11 protein-coding genes are annotated in these 16,532 nt (G+C 33.1%); 1 reads left to right on the plus strand and 10 read right to left on the minus strand.

Going from position 1 to position 16,532, the window contains the following annotated elements; all coding sequences use genetic code 11:
• Positions 1-24: 24 nt before the first annotated feature.
• From bglX to GXK57_RS13490, 10 genes are all read right to left on the minus strand, one after another.
• Entirely contained in the window at positions 25-2,229 is a 2,205-nt protein-coding gene (gene bglX, locus GXK57_RS13445) for a beta-glucosidase BglX (RefSeq protein WP_160677165.1), read from the minus strand.
• A gap of 82 nt (positions 2,230-2,311) precedes the next feature.
• Positions 2,312-3,583: a PTS transporter subunit EIIC gene (locus tag GXK57_RS13450; RefSeq protein WP_202127726.1), complete on the minus strand. Its 1,272-nt coding sequence runs from the start codon at positions 3,581-3,583 to the stop codon at positions 2,312-2,314.
• A 39-nt stretch (positions 3,584-3,622) separates the two neighbouring features.
• Positions 3,623-3,925 (minus strand): PTS sugar transporter subunit IIB, encoded by a 303-nt coding sequence (locus tag GXK57_RS13455; protein WP_160677168.1) that lies wholly within the window; start codon positions 3,923-3,925, stop codon positions 3,623-3,625.
• Between the two features lie 167 nt (positions 3,926-4,092).
• Positions 4,093-4,410 carry a PTS lactose/cellobiose transporter subunit IIA gene (locus tag GXK57_RS13460; protein WP_160677171.1) on the minus strand — a complete coding sequence of 106 codons (318 nt, stop codon included), beginning with the start codon at positions 4,408-4,410 and terminating at the stop codon, positions 4,093-4,095.
• Between the two features lie 129 nt (positions 4,411-4,539).
• Complete coding sequence (locus GXK57_RS13465) at positions 4,540-7,221, minus strand: sigma-54-dependent transcriptional regulator (RefSeq protein WP_160677174.1); 2,682 nt, start codon at positions 7,219-7,221, stop codon at positions 4,540-4,542.
• Between the two features lie 342 nt (positions 7,222-7,563).
• Positions 7,564-8,283: an MBL fold metallo-hydrolase gene (locus GXK57_RS13470; protein WP_160677177.1), complete on the minus strand. Its 720-nt coding sequence runs from the start codon at positions 8,281-8,283 to the stop codon at positions 7,564-7,566.
• A 268-nt stretch (positions 8,284-8,551) separates the two neighbouring features.
• Positions 8,552-9,400, minus strand: coding sequence for a polysaccharide deacetylase family protein (locus tag GXK57_RS13475; protein WP_160677180.1), 849 nt, complete (start codon positions 9,398-9,400; stop codon positions 8,552-8,554).
• 200 nt (positions 9,401-9,600) lie between these two features.
• Positions 9,601-10,716 (minus strand): alpha/beta hydrolase, encoded by a 1,116-nt coding sequence (locus GXK57_RS13480; protein WP_160677183.1) that lies wholly within the window; start codon positions 10,714-10,716, stop codon positions 9,601-9,603.
• A 302-nt stretch (positions 10,717-11,018) separates the two neighbouring features.
• Entirely contained in the window at positions 11,019-11,675 is a 657-nt protein-coding gene (locus tag GXK57_RS13485) for a response regulator transcription factor (protein WP_243156430.1), read from the minus strand.
• Positions 11,665-12,870, minus strand: a complete 1,206-nt coding sequence (locus GXK57_RS13490) for a sensor histidine kinase (RefSeq protein ID WP_243156431.1) — start codon at positions 12,868-12,870, stop codon at positions 11,665-11,667. Before GXK57_RS13490 ends, GXK57_RS13485 begins: the two co-directional genes overlap by 11 nt.
• A gap of 347 nt (positions 12,871-13,217) precedes the next feature.
• Between GXK57_RS13490 and GXK57_RS13495 the strand changes: the two genes are divergently transcribed.
• Positions 13,218-16,298: an MMPL family transporter gene (locus tag GXK57_RS13495; protein ID WP_160677192.1), complete on the plus strand. Its 3,081-nt coding sequence runs from the start codon at positions 13,218-13,220 to the stop codon at positions 16,296-16,298.
• The last annotated feature ends 234 nt before the right edge of the window (positions 16,299-16,532 follow it).

A 16,532-nucleotide genomic window follows, 5' to 3' on the forward strand; every position in this document is an offset into this window, starting at 1 on the left:
CACTTAAAGCACCATATTGAAACTTTATCCTACGTATTCAAATAAAGCTTCTTTTAAATCTCTACTATTTGCTCCAATAAATAATTTAAACTTACCTTTTTCAGCTTCATACTTCATATCTTTTGTAAAGAATTTCAAGTCATTCACATTAATTTGAAACTCTACCTCTACACTTTTATTTGGTTCAAGTTCAATCTTTCTAAAGCCTTTTAACTCCTTAACCGGTCTTACTACACTTCCAGTTATATCTTGAATATACATCTGAACAGTTTCTCTTCCTTTTACATATCCAATATTTTCAATAGTGATAATAGCTTTGATTTCACCATTATCTTTTAAGATATTCTTATCTAGTTTGATATCGCCATATTCAAATTTAGTATAGGATAGTCCATAGCCAAATGGATAAGCAGGTTCATTAGGGCAGTCTAGATACTTAGATACAAATTTACCAACATGTCCTGAACCAACTAATGGTCTACCTGTTTTGAACTCATTGTAGTAAACCGGAATTTGTCCAGAATTTACTGGAAAACTCATAGTTAGCTTACCAGAAGGATTTACATCACCAAAGAGTATGTCTGTTAATGCTAAAGCCCCCTCTGATCCTGGGAACCAAGCCTCTACTAATCCATCAACTTTATCTACTATGTTATCCAATATCAATGGTCTTCCATTAAATAAAACTGCTACTATCGGTTTATTTAGCTGATGTAACTTTTCTAACAATTCTACTTGTACCTTATTTAAGGATAAATCTGTACGGCTTGAGGCTTCTCCACTTTGTAGAATATGTTCACCTACTGCTAGTACAATTATATCTGCTTCAGCTGCAACTTTTTGAGCTTCTTCTAAATCTTTTTCAGCATCTCTCTTTTCTAATTTCTTTTGAATCATAAATCCAAATTCTCCCAAAAAGGAAAAATCATCAGCCACCTCACAACCATAAGCATATGATAGATTCTTACTTATTTTCTTTTCCATAGCTTCTTTTAAAGTAATTATTTTATCTTGATCTGCAAAGAAAGACCATGCTCCTAGCAGTGACTTCTCATTTGCATACGGACCAATTAGTGCTATCTTTTTTTTCTTATCCAAAGGTAAGATATTATTGTCATTCTTTAAAAGGACTATTGATTCTTCAGCTAGTGAACGTGATAATTCTTTATTTTCTTCACAATTTAAAACTTCTTTTTCGAGGTTAATATCTGCTCCTCTATAAGGATCTTCAAACAAACCTAACTCATTTTTTAAATTTAATATTCTTAAAACTGCTTCGTCGATAAGCTTTATATCAACTTCTTCTCTTTCTACTAATTCTTTAAGATGGTTAGCATAGATTGGTGTTTTCATATCGAAATCTACTCCAGCTTCAATCCCAAGCTTTGCAGCCCCGTACTCATCTTCCGCTACTCCATGATATATTAATTCTTTAATAGCTGCGTAGTCGGATACAACTACTCCATCAAATCTCCATTCTTGCCTTAATACATCTCTCATCAGCCACTTATTTCCTGATGCTGGAACTCCATCTACTGTATTAAAAGATGTCATAACCATCTTGCAGCCTGCATCTACCGCCGCCTTATATGAAGGAAGATACTCTTGTCTAAGTTTTCTTTCTGACATATCAACTGTATTATATTCTCTTCCAGCCTCTGGAGCTCCATAGGCTGCAAAGTGCTTTACACAAGATGCAACATGGCTATTATCTAGATTACCTTGAAAACCTTCTACTTCAGCCTTTGCATATATACTATTTAAATAAGTATCTTCTCCAGTTGATTCCATAACACGCCCCCACCTAGGATCACGCACTAAATCCACCATAGGAGAAAAAACTCCATGAATACCAGTGGCCGCAGTTTCCTTTGCTACCATCTCCATTGCCTCTTTAACCTTATCTGGACTCCAAGAACATGCGAAAGCTAGTGGTATTGGTAGAACCGTTTTATATCCATAAATTACGTCTGCACAAAATAACAGTGGAATCTTATGTCTACTCTTACTTAGATAATCATCTTGTATTTTTTTTAATCTCTCTGCTCCAAAAACGTTGTATACTGATCCTATATTATTTATCACGTCATCACTTATTCCCAGTTTAGCCTTCGGCCCAGTAACAGCAGCATTCTCACTATAAAGTGACCCGTCGAGCTGAACAAGTTGATATATCTTTTCTTCTATTGTTAATGAATTAAGTAATTCTAAAACCTTACTTTGTTCCATAATATCCTCCATCGCTTTAAGTTATTTCTGTTAAAGTAAATAGTCTCTCTTAAAATTTAAGCAGAGAGACTATCATTATTTACTATTGCTGTACCACTTCTGTTTCTTCTGCAAAAGCTTTATTATCAGCCATTTTAAAGAATGGATACCATATAACTATCCATAAAAGCACTAGTACTAATTGTAGTACTCCAATCCTCCAACTTCCTTGTAAGAGTCCTTGTACAAATATAGGCATGCCGGTAACCCCTACTCCTGCTGGTGCTGGAACTATATGAATTACTGTTGCTATATAACCTAATATTAGAGAAATTACATTGCCAAAAATAAATGGTATTGCAAATACTGGATTTAAAATTAATGGAGTACCAAATATGATTGGTTCTGTTATTCCAAATATACCTGGGACTATCGCCAACTTACCTAGAGTCTTAAATCTTTGGCTCTTAGCCTTAAGCATCAATATGTTTAAGCCCAGAGCAGTTCCTCCAAAAGTATAAACCATGAAAAATGATAATCCAACAATGTTAGGTAAAGGTTTTCCTGAAGAATATGCACTAAGTTGAGCTGCATCTAAAGCAGACCATATAGGCATCATAACTGAAAAAGCAACCATTGTACCATGTATACCAAAAACCCATAATAGCTGTGATATTATTGCTACGGCTATCAGTGCACCAATATTTCCACCTAAGTGTTGTAATGGTGTTTGTAGGAAAGCATAAATAAATTGATGAACACTTCCATAAGTTGTATTGGAGAATATACCAGCTATAACTATAAATATAGGAACTATAATTAATCCTGGAACTAGACTAGCAAAGGATTCTTTTATAAAAGGTGGTACAGAGTCAGGCATCTTAATTGTCCATCCTCTTCGAACTACAAATACATACAATCTAGCTGTTAATAACGCAACAATTATTGCTGAAAATATTCCTGTCGCACCTAACCAATCCATAGGTATAATTTGAGCCTCTCCCATGATAGATTTAGTTGCTTGTGTTGGAGTAAGCATTAAGAAAGAGATTAATGCCAATACTCCTGGAATAGTTCCCTTCTCATCAAAGTTTTCAGCTAAACTACTAGCAATACAAAACACAAAAATTACAGCTAAAAAATTTGTAGTAAATGTAATTGGCAATTGTAAAAGTTTACTTATTCCATGAGAAGTTATAAATTCTTGATAGGCTGCAACTGGGAATGATTTCAAAAGTGATGCTAATGCTCCTACCATAGTTGCTGGGAATGCAGTCATCATACCTCCCATAATAGCTTTTAAGTATCTATTACTAGATATTTTATTTATTGCAGGCTGAACCTTTCTTTGCATTCCTTGAATATTTATACTCATTTTTTATCCCCCTCATATATTTTCTTAAATGTTTAAATTCTATAGACTTAAAGCTTTGTTTAAAACTTTTTCACCATTCATCATCCCATAGTCTATACTATCTATTACATCGACCTTCATCCCTTTTGGTTCATATTCCTTCTTAAAATCATTAAGCATAAAACCTACTTGTGGCCCTAATAGTAATACATCTGTCTTATCACTATATTCCTTCTTAAACTTTCCTTCAGCAGTAGCTCTTATTTCTACTTCTACACCTTTATCCTTTGCTGACTTTTGCATTTTTGCTACTAGCATACTTGTTGACATTCCACCCGCACATATTAAAGTAATTTGTAACATATATAATTCCTCCTCAAATTGTTTTATTTATAATTTACAGTTTATGATTCACACCTTTTTATAAAGCAATTTACGTGCCAACACACATTATTTCACTCATGGTCCATTATTTCATATTTAATTTTAAATGTGTGTTAAAAGTGTGTTGTATCTGTGTTATATGTGTTCTACTTATTATTTTTTAGCTCTTGCATCTCACAGTACATATTGATAAATTCTATTGCCATATCTCTTACTGTAATTGCATTCATAAGATGATCCTGAGCATGAACCATAAGTAGAGACATCTCAGTCTTATTTCCGGCAGCCTCATTCTGGATTAATTCTGTTTGAACATCATGGGCTTTGCTTAAGAAAGTATTAGCTTCTTCTATCAGTTCTTTAGCCTTATCTATATTTCCACTTTTAGCTTCTCTTATAGCATTCATTGCTCTGCTTCTTGCATCTCCTCCATTAACTATTATTCCAAATATCATTTCTTCCATAATGTAACATCCTCTCTACGTTTAAAGTATTATGTTTGTTATACTTATTATTAAAGCAATTTTTATGCCAACACACATCAAACAAAAAAATCCTACAACCCATCCTTTAATGAATTGTAGGATTAATACTTATCTCTTTTTCATATAGTTCCTGTAATCAAAAAATCTCATTATATAACATATCTCATCATCTGTAATTTCTATCGAGTATTTTTTATTTAAAAACTCTGCAGTATTTTTAACTACACTATATAATTCTGGATTATCTTTAATATATTTTTCTTTTTCTTCAAACTGATCAATATAATTTCCTTCTTTAAGCCTATCTATCATGCTGGCCATGTGAAAGGATATACCAATCAAAAAATTTGTATCTAGCTTTATATCAAGTCTTTCTTCAACCATACTATTAAATTTTCTTATATCAATCAATGCTGCTTTTCCACTTATATTCTTCAGCTGAGCTTCTAAGGTATCTCCCATTTTAATATAAGTTGTCTGAAGATCTATATACCTTTGCATTAGTTTTATAGCTTCTGGATTAAACATATCTTCAAGTCCAAATTGAGGAATTTTAGTATCTAAACTAAAAGAACTTACAGTGCATACAACAGTATGATCTTTCTCTATTTCATTTATTCTTTTATATACGCTGCCTTTTCCCACAAGATTGATAGGAATAACCTCCAAAAGGTTGCTGTCAAAATTAAGTTCTCTATGAAGCATATTCTTAAGTGTTATTGCACTACCTTCACCTGTAGTGCAAATAGTTATAATAGCTAGTTTTTCACCTATCTCATCCTCTTCTGCAATATATTCTTCATGAGCTTCCATCAAAACATTAACACTTAAGGTATCTTTATAAACTTCTTCCAGCATATATCCCATCATAGCTTTCCTTGTAGCCTCTAGCACATGAAGTGTGCTTACAAGTGGAATTGTTTTGCTTCTTATTCCGAATTCCTTTTGTAGCTCTGCACCAAAGGTTGTGAAAGACCCCATATCTACAAGGAATAACACGTCAGAATCTATTTTTGACTCTTTAATATAATTCTTTATATTAGAAAGTATAGTTTTAGGTTTTTCTTCTATTGGGGCATTTATACCTATTGCGTAATTTACTCCTAAAAGCTTGTTAGCTGTTTCAACCATTGAACTTGCTGTTGCAGGTCCATGAGCTATTACAATGACTTTTACATCCTTATTGTGTTCTTCAACAGCTCTATAATCATAAATTAAGAAAAGTGCTAAAAATCCAGCTTCATCAATAGGCATTGATATATCTAATGTTCTATCTATTATTTTTAAAAAATCTAGCGCCAAATTAAACTCTTTTTTATATTGAGTCCTAATAGAATTTAGCTGAGGGTTTACTATTTTTCTATTTTTTCTTACTCTCTCTATAGAGTTTGATATATGCACAGCCATGCCATAATAAACCTTTTTACTTAACTTTCTACCAAGTATTTCTTCACCTAAGCTGATCACTTCCTCAATAACCCTTATAACTTTAGGCTCAATTATATTTTCTAGCTTAGACATATCTACTTTACTACTTACATCGTGGATGTAGTTGTCAAAATAGTCTTCTATGTCTTTTTCCATTTCTTTATCTAGTTCTTCCTCAGATACACCTTTCGTCTTTAATTCATGGAACCTTATGTCTATCATCTCATAAATACTTTCTTTATTGTCATATTCCTCAAAGAGCATATTTTCTTCACTAGTATCAAAAATACAATATCTATTATTTATACCTATCAACTTATTCCATATCTGACGATGCTCAGTTCCCATATATAATCCTTCTCTTATATAAGGCGGTATATCTAAACTACTTATAACTATCTCTTCTTTTTTGTGAGCTATAAAATCCGCATATGACTTTGCACATAATAACTGAATATCTGTCTTAAGTTGCCCAACATTGTTTGGACAGCTATAACTTAGAAGAGACCTCATTGTATTTACAGATACTTTTATTGTCTTTCTAAGTCTTGCAGATTCCTCTCTCATAAAGTCACTTACTAAATTAAACCTTTCTTCCAGAGTTCTTTCATTAAGGCTTGGAATTCTTATAATCATAGGTATTCTTCTAGTAAAGGTTTTTAAAAGTGTTGATTCTGGATTTTCTGTAGTTGCAGAAACTATTAGTACCTTTGATGATCTTTCAACATCTGTTTCACCTAATCTTCTAAAAATCCCCTTGTCCATGAAAGTAAAGAATATTTCTTGCCCCTCTGGCGGAAGCCTGTGAACTTCATCTAAGAAAAGAATACCTCCGTTTGCCTTTTCAATTAAACCAATCTTGTCAGAATCAGCACCAGTATATGCTCCCTTTGCAGTTCCAAAAAGTTGTCCAAGTAAAAGTTGAGGATTATTTGCATAATCGGCGCAGTTAAATGTAATAAAAGGCGCGTCCTCTTTCACCATTTCCATTTCCATAGAATATTTATGTATAAGTCCAGCAAACATTGATTTACCAACACCAGTATCCCCTAGTATAAGCATATTCATTCCTTTAGGTGGATATAAAACTGCTGCCTTTGCTTGCTCCACAGCAGAGTAAAGGCTACTATTTTTCCTAAGAAATCTCTCAAGGGTATTTTCCTCAAATTTGCTTTCCTGGGGTACAAATAGAACTGGTTTCCCTTTAATCTTTGCTACTTTTCCAGCTTCACTTAATTTATTTAAATCAGCACTTACATTTGCTCTATCAAGCCCTAAAGAAGTGGCAATTTCTCCTGCAGTTACACCTTCTCCATTATAAAGTTCATTGAGTTTTTTATAAACTTCATCAATTCTTCTCAAAAGATCCCCCCCTACCAGATGCATCTAAATAATTAAAATTTATTATATACGTTTACAGTTAATTTATCAAACTTAAAGTAACATATCAAGTTTTGTTCATACTTGTGATAGCAGAACAAGTAAGTATTCTTATGAAGTATTACATAAACTTGGACTCACAAAGGTAAGACTAACTGCTTACAATGATGTCTTTATGAACTCTCAGAAATTATATAGAGTAACAAACTAGCAAAAAGTTTGGTTTTATTAAAATAAATATACCCTATAAAATATACATCACAAAACAAAGTAATAAATACTAGTTATTGATTCTATTTTATAGGGTCCTTCCAAATAATTAAACTATATTATTTTTATATTAGCTATCTCAGCAATCCTTTCGTTTGGATTATCTTTGAATACTCCACCATGATAGCAGATAACTGTTTGAATATCATACCTAGAAAGCTTTTTAAGGGATTCTGTTGCTTGCTTCATATCAAAAGTAAATACTGGATTAGGCCCTACAAGCACTCCCTCCTTAACGTTCATAGCATCACCAGCCACTAAAGTTTTGTATTTCTTTAGATAAAGACAGGTATGCCCTGGAGTATGTCCTGGAGTATATACAACCTCTATTCCCCCACAATAAGGAAGCTGTTGTCCATCTTCTATAGTCCTATCAACCTTAACTATTAATTTTTTAAGTTTTTCTATAGTTTCATTCTTTTCATCTTCTGGCATAGAGTTAAGGCGTTCCTCAGTCATCTTAATTGGCATTTTAGCACCCTCAATATATGGCTTTTCACCAGCATGTGATAAAACTTCTACCTTAGTTTTGGACCTATTGACAATACTAGCTAAGCTACCAATATGATCTAGGTCGTGATTGGTTATTATTATCCTAGTAATTTTGTCAATTGACACCCCAGCCTTACCTATTTCCTCAGAAATATCTTCAAACTGCCCAGGCAAACCTGCATCTATAAGTATCACATCATCTTCATCAAAAATAAGTGTAGGATGCATTTGACGTTCTGTAATTCCTAATTCCAGTACGCTTAAGCCTTCAGATATCTTCATTCTATATTCCTCCTTTTATATGACTTAAACAAGTGTATCAGGCTTTTAATCTATAATGATTTTACCATTAAATACTTTCTTTAAATAGTTCCAATGTTTTAAAAGTATATTCTTTTCAATTATACCTTTGCGAGGATTTTTTCTTTAATTGTGGAGTTTTTTACGGTAATAAAGGTACATTATTAACTACAATAGTTAATAATGTACCTTTATCTATGTTTCACTAACTATGTTATCTTTATTACTTACTACATTAATTCCTTCTTTATTACTTATCCTTAATTTCAACTGTTTCCCCAGCTTCAACCTCCACAAGCTGTCCAGATAAATGCTTGAACCAAAGTTTTTTACTTGAAGGATTCTGCACTCTAGTACCATCTACACTAAATATCAATTTATTAAAAGCTTCAATATATTCATATATTTCTATATTGGTCCCGTACCAAACATCTTTATTATTTCCTACATATTGAGCAAACTCCTCTATTACCTTCCAATTATCATCTGCTTCGAATTCATAACTATGGCCCCATAAATAGAATAAGTATGGTTGGTCAGCTATGTCGTCTTCCATAAAACTTTTAGCTAGTTTCATAAGCTCTGGTGAGTTATGATGACAGGTAGCTGTTAGTCTAAGCCAATCTTTAGGTATTCTAAAATCATTAGTTGATATTACTGTCCTTGCATATACTATGCCGCAGTTTTCAAGTACTTTAACAACATCGTCATTGAAGGTTCCATAGGGGTATGCCATCCCACGAACTATAAGACCAAATTGCTTCTCAAGATTTTCTCTGTCTTTTATAACCTCATTAGCAACCATTGGCGTAGGTATATCTATAAGCGATGGATGTGTCAACGCATGTACAGCAACTTCTTGACCAGAATTCTTATACACTTCAGTAACTTTCTTTTCAGCCATCCTACGGTGAATCTGTCCATTAGGATAAATTGTTCCCTCTGGCGCATACAGTCCACTATTTAAGTTAAAGGTTCCCTTTAATCCATACTTATTCATGATTTCGATAAGCTTAACATCCTGTTCCACTCCATCATCGTAGCTTAGAGTAAGAGCTTTAGTTCTCCCTTCAGGAAACCTTAGAAATATTCCTGCCATAAATCCTCACTCCCCTTAATATCATATTAAAATAATAATATTTTATTTATCCACAGCTTTATATAAAGCATATCTTTCTTGCCTAAGCTCATTACCCGATTTTATAACGAAACTTAATTTTAGTACTATGTTCAACACTGTAATATAACAGCTAATATAAAACTAAATTTCTATTTTATAGGTAATTAGCTTTAAACTATTTATAAACTTTTCATAGCCTCAGCAATTTCAATACATAAATCTTCTGCTTGAGGAACATGACCTAATTTATCTATGAAAGCATGAGTCATTCCTTTATATCGATAGCAAGTTGTATCAACTCCAGCCTCAGAAAGCAGCTTACCATAGAACTCTCCTTGAAGCCTTAAGCCATCAAACTCTGCACCAGCTATTATAGCTTTTGGCAAGCCTTCAAAGGACTTTGCAACAATAGGACTAACATATGGAGTATAAATATCTTCCGCATTGGTAATATAGCAACCTGCCATAAGGTCATCTTCAACCTTTGATGGCTTACCAAGTACAAGGCATTGATTTTTAATAATCTGACTTTGTTCTTCTGATATATCAAATAATTTTTCATTCCATTCATAACCTGGAGCCTTTGCGTCACCTATAGCAACTGCTGGATAGATAAGTACTTGCATAGCTAGCTTTGTATCACCTAAGTCCCTTGACTTTAGGCAAACTGCTGCTGCATAGTTACCTCCAGCACTATCTCCACCAACACAAATCTTATCAGAATCAATACCATAAGCCTCTGCGTTGTCATATATGTGTTTTACTGCATAATAATTATCATTCAAGCCATTTGGATATGGTTTTTCAGGTGCCAAGGAGTAATCAACATTAAATACCACTGCATCTGCTAGTTCAGCTATTAGCTTGCAAAAATTCTCTACAGTATATGTGCTTCCTCCAATCCAACCGCCTCCATGGAAAAATACAAGGGCTGGTCTCTTCTTATTACCTTGAGACTTTCTTGTATAATAACGCCATAAGCCTACCGTATTTCCACTGCCTGTAAGCTCTTCATACTTTGTGTGAATCTCCACAGTATTCAAGTTATAATTAGGAAATCCCATACTCTCTCTTATTATAGGAATTAATTCTTCCATTGAAGGAATCTTTTCCGGATTGCTGCTACTTTCATTATTTTGATTGGCAGCTTGTATAAATCCTAATTCCACTGGATCTATATACCCTGGCCTGTCTTCTTTTGGACTTGGTTTAAGTATAACCTTTAATCCTTTATTTTCAATTGTACAACTTTCCTCTTGAAGCTTTTTGATTTCACTTTCATCATACTTTCTCATATATGTCCCTCCATATTACTTTGAACTCTTTACTTTATATAAGTACTGAGTTTTATATTTCACCCTTTACTGTAAATGTTATCACAAATACTTAAGCATATAAATGGTTATGCTTTTATTTATAAAATATATCCATATTTTCCTTACATCTAATATAATGTGCAAAGCCTTTCATATTAATAGGTTCAATAAGAAATATTGCTTTGCTTTTCCATAAAGCAAAAACTTCTTATATTGTTATAAATATATATTTATAACAATATAAGAAGTTAAGAATTTATTGGAAACATGGGGCTTTCAGGTTACTTTTCAACATGAATGATTCCACTTTCTATTGCTACAGCAACTGCCTTGGATCTAGATTCAACATTAAGTTTACTATATATGTTTGTTAAATGTGCTTTTACAGTTCTTTCTGATATTCCCATGTCAAAGGCTATTTCTTTACTTGTGCAACCTCTTGCGACAGCTTGTAAGACAAATCGTTCTCTTTCTGTGATTGAATCATTTATTTTATTGCTTCCTTCTTCTGGTTCAGCTTTTATACCCAATATGCTTCTACTAATCTCTGGCTGCAATAATATTTCTCCTCTTATGCCAGACTCCACAGTTCTTATAAGCTCTTCGCGAGTACTGTCCTTTAATAGGTACCCCTTAGCTCCAAGAAAAAGTCCTTCTCTAATCAATTTATCATCATTAAAAGTTGTCAATATAATAATAGGTATCAGGTTATTCTTTTCTTTTAATATCCTTATCACCTCTAAACCGCTTTTCTTTGGCATGTTCAAATCCATTAATACCACATCAGGCTTTAGCTCTTCAATTAGTACTAATGCTTTTTCTCCATTTTCAGCCTCTCCTACAACTTCATAGTTTTCTTCAGTCTCAAATATTAGCTTTAATCCTTCTCTAACTATTAGATGATCATCTACCACCAATATTCTTCTTTTATTCACCATCATCATCTATTCCTTTCTCAATTGGTATAATGATGTTTACACTTGTACCTTTTCTTTTTTTACTGTTTATCTTTATCTTTCCATTTATCATTTTTACCCGCTCTGTCATTCCTACTATTCCATAATGGCCGAACATTCTATCTATTAACCTAACATCGAAACCTATCCCATCGTCTACAATATTTATATTTATTGAATCATCATTTTCTACAACTTCAATCTCAGCATTTTCTGCCTTGGAATGCTTTGCGATGTTATTTAGAGCTTCTCTTACAATATATAAAATATGTTTTGAGGTACTGGAGGATATGTCTGAATCCACTCTTATGTTTGATGCTACAGATATATCTGATACACCTCTAAACATTGATATCTCATTTTTCAATGCTTCTGAAAAGTCTGTTCTTTTATTAGTCTTAGTTCTCAAGTCATCAATAACAAGCCTAGAATCAGCCAAGGTTTTTCTGGCATGCTCCATTGCTCTTACAACTATTTCTTGAGCACGCTTTGTGTTGTTATTATTCAAGTTTGCATTTACTGCATCTAATTGCATTATAGTTCCAGCAATACCTTGGGATAGTGTATCATGTAGATCCCGAGCTACTCTTTGTCTCTCATTAATCAACGTCAATTCTTCTACTTTTTCATAAGCTAAAGCTAACTCCTGATATATCTTTTGGCTTTGGATACGAAGCTTTACCTGATTAAAAAATATGATTGAATATATACGCATAGCTATAGTTATTATTATAAGCAATGGCATTGATTGAAGCAGCTCTTTACTTCCATTAATTATAAATATGGTAACACTGAAAATACTATAAAAATAGCAAGCTGTAGCAATCACATTCATAGCATTGTTATAAGCTATCATACTTTGAATAATGAAAAGCGGTATTAATCCAAGCAATAAGGTATGATATGCTTTAGGTGCTATAACTGCATAATCAAAGGTTATTATTCCTTGTATCACAAAATAAATCCAGTATTTATTTTTGAATATTTTATCGAAAAACAAATATAATACCATTTGAAGTATCATTACTATTGTTATACCTATGGTTCCACGAGAATCTATTTTACCTGAATTAGGCATAAATATTGTAGCGAGATAAAGTAAAATAACTCCCAATACTGCTGGTGATTTAGGAAATATATCACCAACTGTATCTGGCATAAATGTTGACTTAAACATGTTTCGCAATGTTGGCACCTGCCTTTTTAATTATATGTACAACTCTATATTTTCATATCATTATTTATTATCTATATCTTATATCAAACATGTATTTATAACAATTGTACCTTTGGGCAATACTCTATGTTTCTTATTGTCCTCTATATATTCACCTCTATAAATACCTAAATTTATTGCCAATATTTATGCTCTGCCTAAAAGTACATTATCTTCTGCCCTAAGGTACAATTGTTACAGTTTTATGGAAGTCCTATGATTAATATGTAATATGTCGTATCATAATAAAAATTATTTATGGAAAGGAGGATATTTTGAGTTTTATATTTTAATAGGGGGAATAAACAATGCGAAAAATAATAAAAGGACGTTACTTTATATTTACTATTTGGCTAGTAGCAACTATTCTTCTAGCAGCCTTTCAGCCTGATATCAACGCTATACTTAGAGTAAGGGGGCAAAAAGTACTAAGCAATGATAGTCCTTCAGTAATTGCTGATTCCATAGTTAGTAAGATGGATACCACTAAAGGAAGCAATGACTTAATAGTTTTTTACGATAAAAATAAACTTTCTGATATTGAAATCAATCAAATCGGTGATGCCGTAAAAGCTCTAACTAATAGCAGCGATGAACTGGGTATTAACAGCATGATTGATCCTTTTAGTATGCCAGAAGCAAAGGATTCCTTAATATCAAAAGATGGTACAACTCTAATGGTAAGCTTTAAGCTGGATAAAAAATCAAGAGAGGTATCTGAAATCAAGAAGCAATTAGATAACAAACTGACTAATGTGAAGTCTGAATACTATCTTAGCGGTGAAGATTTTATAAACGATGATTATCAAAGATCCGCGGAATCAGGAGTGGAAAAAAGTGCTTCGTTAACAGTTATATTTATTTTACTAGTGCTTGTAATAATGTTCAGATCAGTAGTAACACCTCTGATCTCCTTGATAGCAGTAGCTTTCTCTTATTTGTGTTCTATGGGAATTGCTGCCCAGCTAATTGATAAAGCTAATTTTCCAGTAACAAGTCTTACTCAGATGCTACTTATACTTATATTGTTCGGTATAGGAACTGACTACAACATCCTTCTCTTCAACAGATTTAAGGAAGAGCTATCCCATGGCTACTCTATAGATGATGCTATAGTAAACACCTACAAAACTGCAGTTAAAACAATTGCTTTCAGTATACTTACTGTATTTATAGCTTTCCTTAGCTTGATGTTTGCCGAATCACCAACATATCAATCCGGTGTTGTTGTAGTCATAGGCGTTACCATACTGTTACTTGAGATCTTGACTTTAACTCCTTTTATGATGAAGCTGTTTGGTAACAAGCTATTCTGGCCATCTAAAAAGATAAGTGTTCATGGTGAAAATAAGTTTTGGGGTAAGACTTCTACATTTGCAACAAAACACCCAGTTATATCAGTTCTAATTGTACTTTTAATGATATTACCAACAGTATATTTTCACCAACAAAAGCTTAACTTTGATACTGTAGGAGAACTTGGAGATTCACAACCTTCTTCTAAAGGCTTCAATCTTATAGCCACTCATTTCGGTAAAGGTCAGGCTATGCCTGCCACTGTGGCAATTGAATATGATAAAGCTTTAGATAACAACGAGTCTTTTGCTGCAATAGATAACTTGACAGAAAGAATAAAGGATATTAAAGGTGTAAGCAAGGTTTCTTCTGTTACTCAACCTGAAGGTAAGAAAATAGATGGTTTCTACATTAGCGGTCAAATGCCTTCAGTAACCGACGGGATGTCTAAAACCAAAGATGGTGTTGATCAAATAAATGATGGCTTAAAGCTAGCTTCTGAAAAGCTAACCTCTGCAGACTTCTCCCAGGTCAGTCAAATGGTTGATGGAACTGCAAAGCTTCAAGATGGCGTTGTGGCTCTAGGAAACGGACTTACTCAAATTCAAAAAGGTCTAGATGGCGGTTCAAATGGATCACAAAGTATAAGCAGTGGTATAGAGACTATCCAGAGCAATCTTACAAAGATGAGCAGCGGATTAGCTCAACTATCAGATAACTTTACAAAGATGCAGTCAGGTTATAAAGAGATGGGAACTCACTACCAAGGTGCTGCTCAAGCTCTTCTTGGTGTCAAGAGCGCCTTAGCTCAAATGCAAACTATGGTAAATGCTTTAGGTAATAACTATCAAAACTCTAGTACTGATCCTAATTATATAGGATTAAAGCAAACTATAGAAAAGCTATCAGCATCACTAAGCCAAATTACTCCTGAGGGAATCCAAACCTTAAATGCTAACTATAATGCTGCAACAGAAGGCTTTGGTACCGCAAATAAAGCTCTTTCACAAATGAGCACTGGTTTAGGTCAAATGTCTGATGGTTTAAAGAAACTACAAGAAGGTCTTGGAAAGACAGCTTCAGGAATAGGTACAATAGTTACAAACATGAATAGTGTAGCTAATGGACTAGGCCAAATGAAAACAGGACAACAGAAATTAGTTGAAGGTCTTAATGGCTTCAGTACTTTTGGACAAAAGCTATCCGATGTTAACGGAGGGTTAAGTCAAATATCTGATGGCTTGGATAAGACAAATGGTTTCTTAACACAGCTTAATAGCAATAAAACCTTCTACATCCCAAAGGAAGCCTTAACTAATGCTGACTTTAAGAAAGCCTTAGATATGTTTATGTCTAAAGATAGAAATATAACAAAATTGACAGTTGTTTTAGATGCTGATCCATATTCACAAAAAGCATGTGATATCGTTGAAAAAATAAACACTGTTACCTCAGCTACTCTTAAAGCTTCAGTACTTTCTGATGCTAAAGCCGGAGTGTCAGGTCCAAGTTCTACTACAAATGATATGAATAATGTGTTAAGTAGAGATCTAAATAAAACAACAGTTGTAGTAATTATAGGTGTTTTCCTAGTATTACTTCTTGTCATACGTTCCTTCTGGGAGCCAGCTGTAATAACAGCATCACTTTTAGGAGCATATTATGCAGCAATGTATATACTAAACTTAATCTTCATAAATCTAAAAGGCCTAGAGGGAATTTCGTCCTTCGTTCCGTTCTTCTCCTTTATAATAATAGTAGCCTTGGGAGTTGACTATAGTATATTCGTTATGATGCGTTTCAAAGAATATCCAAATATGTCTCACAAAGAAGCCATAGTTTTAGCTTCTAAGCACATTGGTGGAGTTGTAATGTCAGCGGTAATAATCCTTGGAGGTACCTTTGCTACACTTATGCCTTCAGGCTTAGTGCTTTTAGCAGAACTAGCAGTAGCTGTAATTGCAGGACTTATAGTGCTTTGCTTTATACTTCTTCCTATATTCTTGCCAGCAATGATTGCACTTCCAAGTGCTTTAAATAATATATTGTCAAAAAACAAATCAGATCTAGATAAAGATAAAAGAGTTGCTTAATTATTAAATAATAAGGATATATTACTTTATTATTTAAATATTTGGACTCTATTAAAGTACAGTTTTCAAATTAGCCAATATTTTAAATTAGCTGCATAGCAATTTGACATAGTTGTTATGCAGTTTTTTGTAACCGCGTCACAAAAAATATGTTTACAATATATAATCTTTGTATTAATATATTATATATACTGTTATTTTACCATTTTTGTTATAAACTAACATATACATTTC

The organism is Clostridium sp. C8-1-8 (genome assembly GCF_009928445.1).
Taxonomy (GTDB): Bacteria; Bacillota; Clostridia; order Clostridiales; family Clostridiaceae; genus Clostridium_AR.

Coding starts and splice junctions, on each gene's coding strand:
- GXK57_RS13485 (WP_243156430.1), bottom strand. CDS start 11,675: ATGGTGAATAAAAGAAGAATATTGGTGGTAGATGATCATCTAATAGTT.
- GXK57_RS13475 (WP_160677180.1), bottom strand. CDS start 9,400: ATGGCAGGAATATTTCTAAGGTTTCCTGAAGGGAGAACTAAAGCTCTT.
- GXK57_RS13455 (WP_160677168.1), bottom strand. CDS start 3,925: ATGTTACAAATTACTTTAATATGTGCGGGTGGAATGTCAACAAGTATG.
- GXK57_RS13480 (WP_160677183.1), bottom strand. CDS start 10,716: ATGAGAAAGTATGATGAAAGTGAAATCAAAAAGCTTCAAGAGGAAAGT.
- GXK57_RS13450 (WP_202127726.1), bottom strand. CDS start 3,583: ATGAGTATAAATATTCAAGGAATGCAAAGAAAGGTTCAGCCTGCAATA.
- GXK57_RS13470 (WP_160677177.1), bottom strand. CDS start 8,283: ATGAAGATATCTGAAGGCTTAAGCGTACTGGAATTAGGAATTACAGAA.
- GXK57_RS13460 (WP_160677171.1), bottom strand. CDS start 4,410: ATGGAAGAAATGATATTTGGAATAATAGTTAATGGAGGAGATGCAAGA.
- GXK57_RS13495 (WP_160677192.1), top strand. CDS start 13,218: ATGCGAAAAATAATAAAAGGACGTTACTTTATATTTACTATTTGGCTA.
- bglX (WP_160677165.1), bottom strand. CDS start 2,229: ATGGAACAAAGTAAGGTTTTAGAATTACTTAATTCATTAACAATAGAA.
- GXK57_RS13490 (WP_243156431.1), bottom strand. CDS start 12,870: ATGTTTAAGTCAACATTTATGCCAGATACAGTTGGTGATATATTTCCT.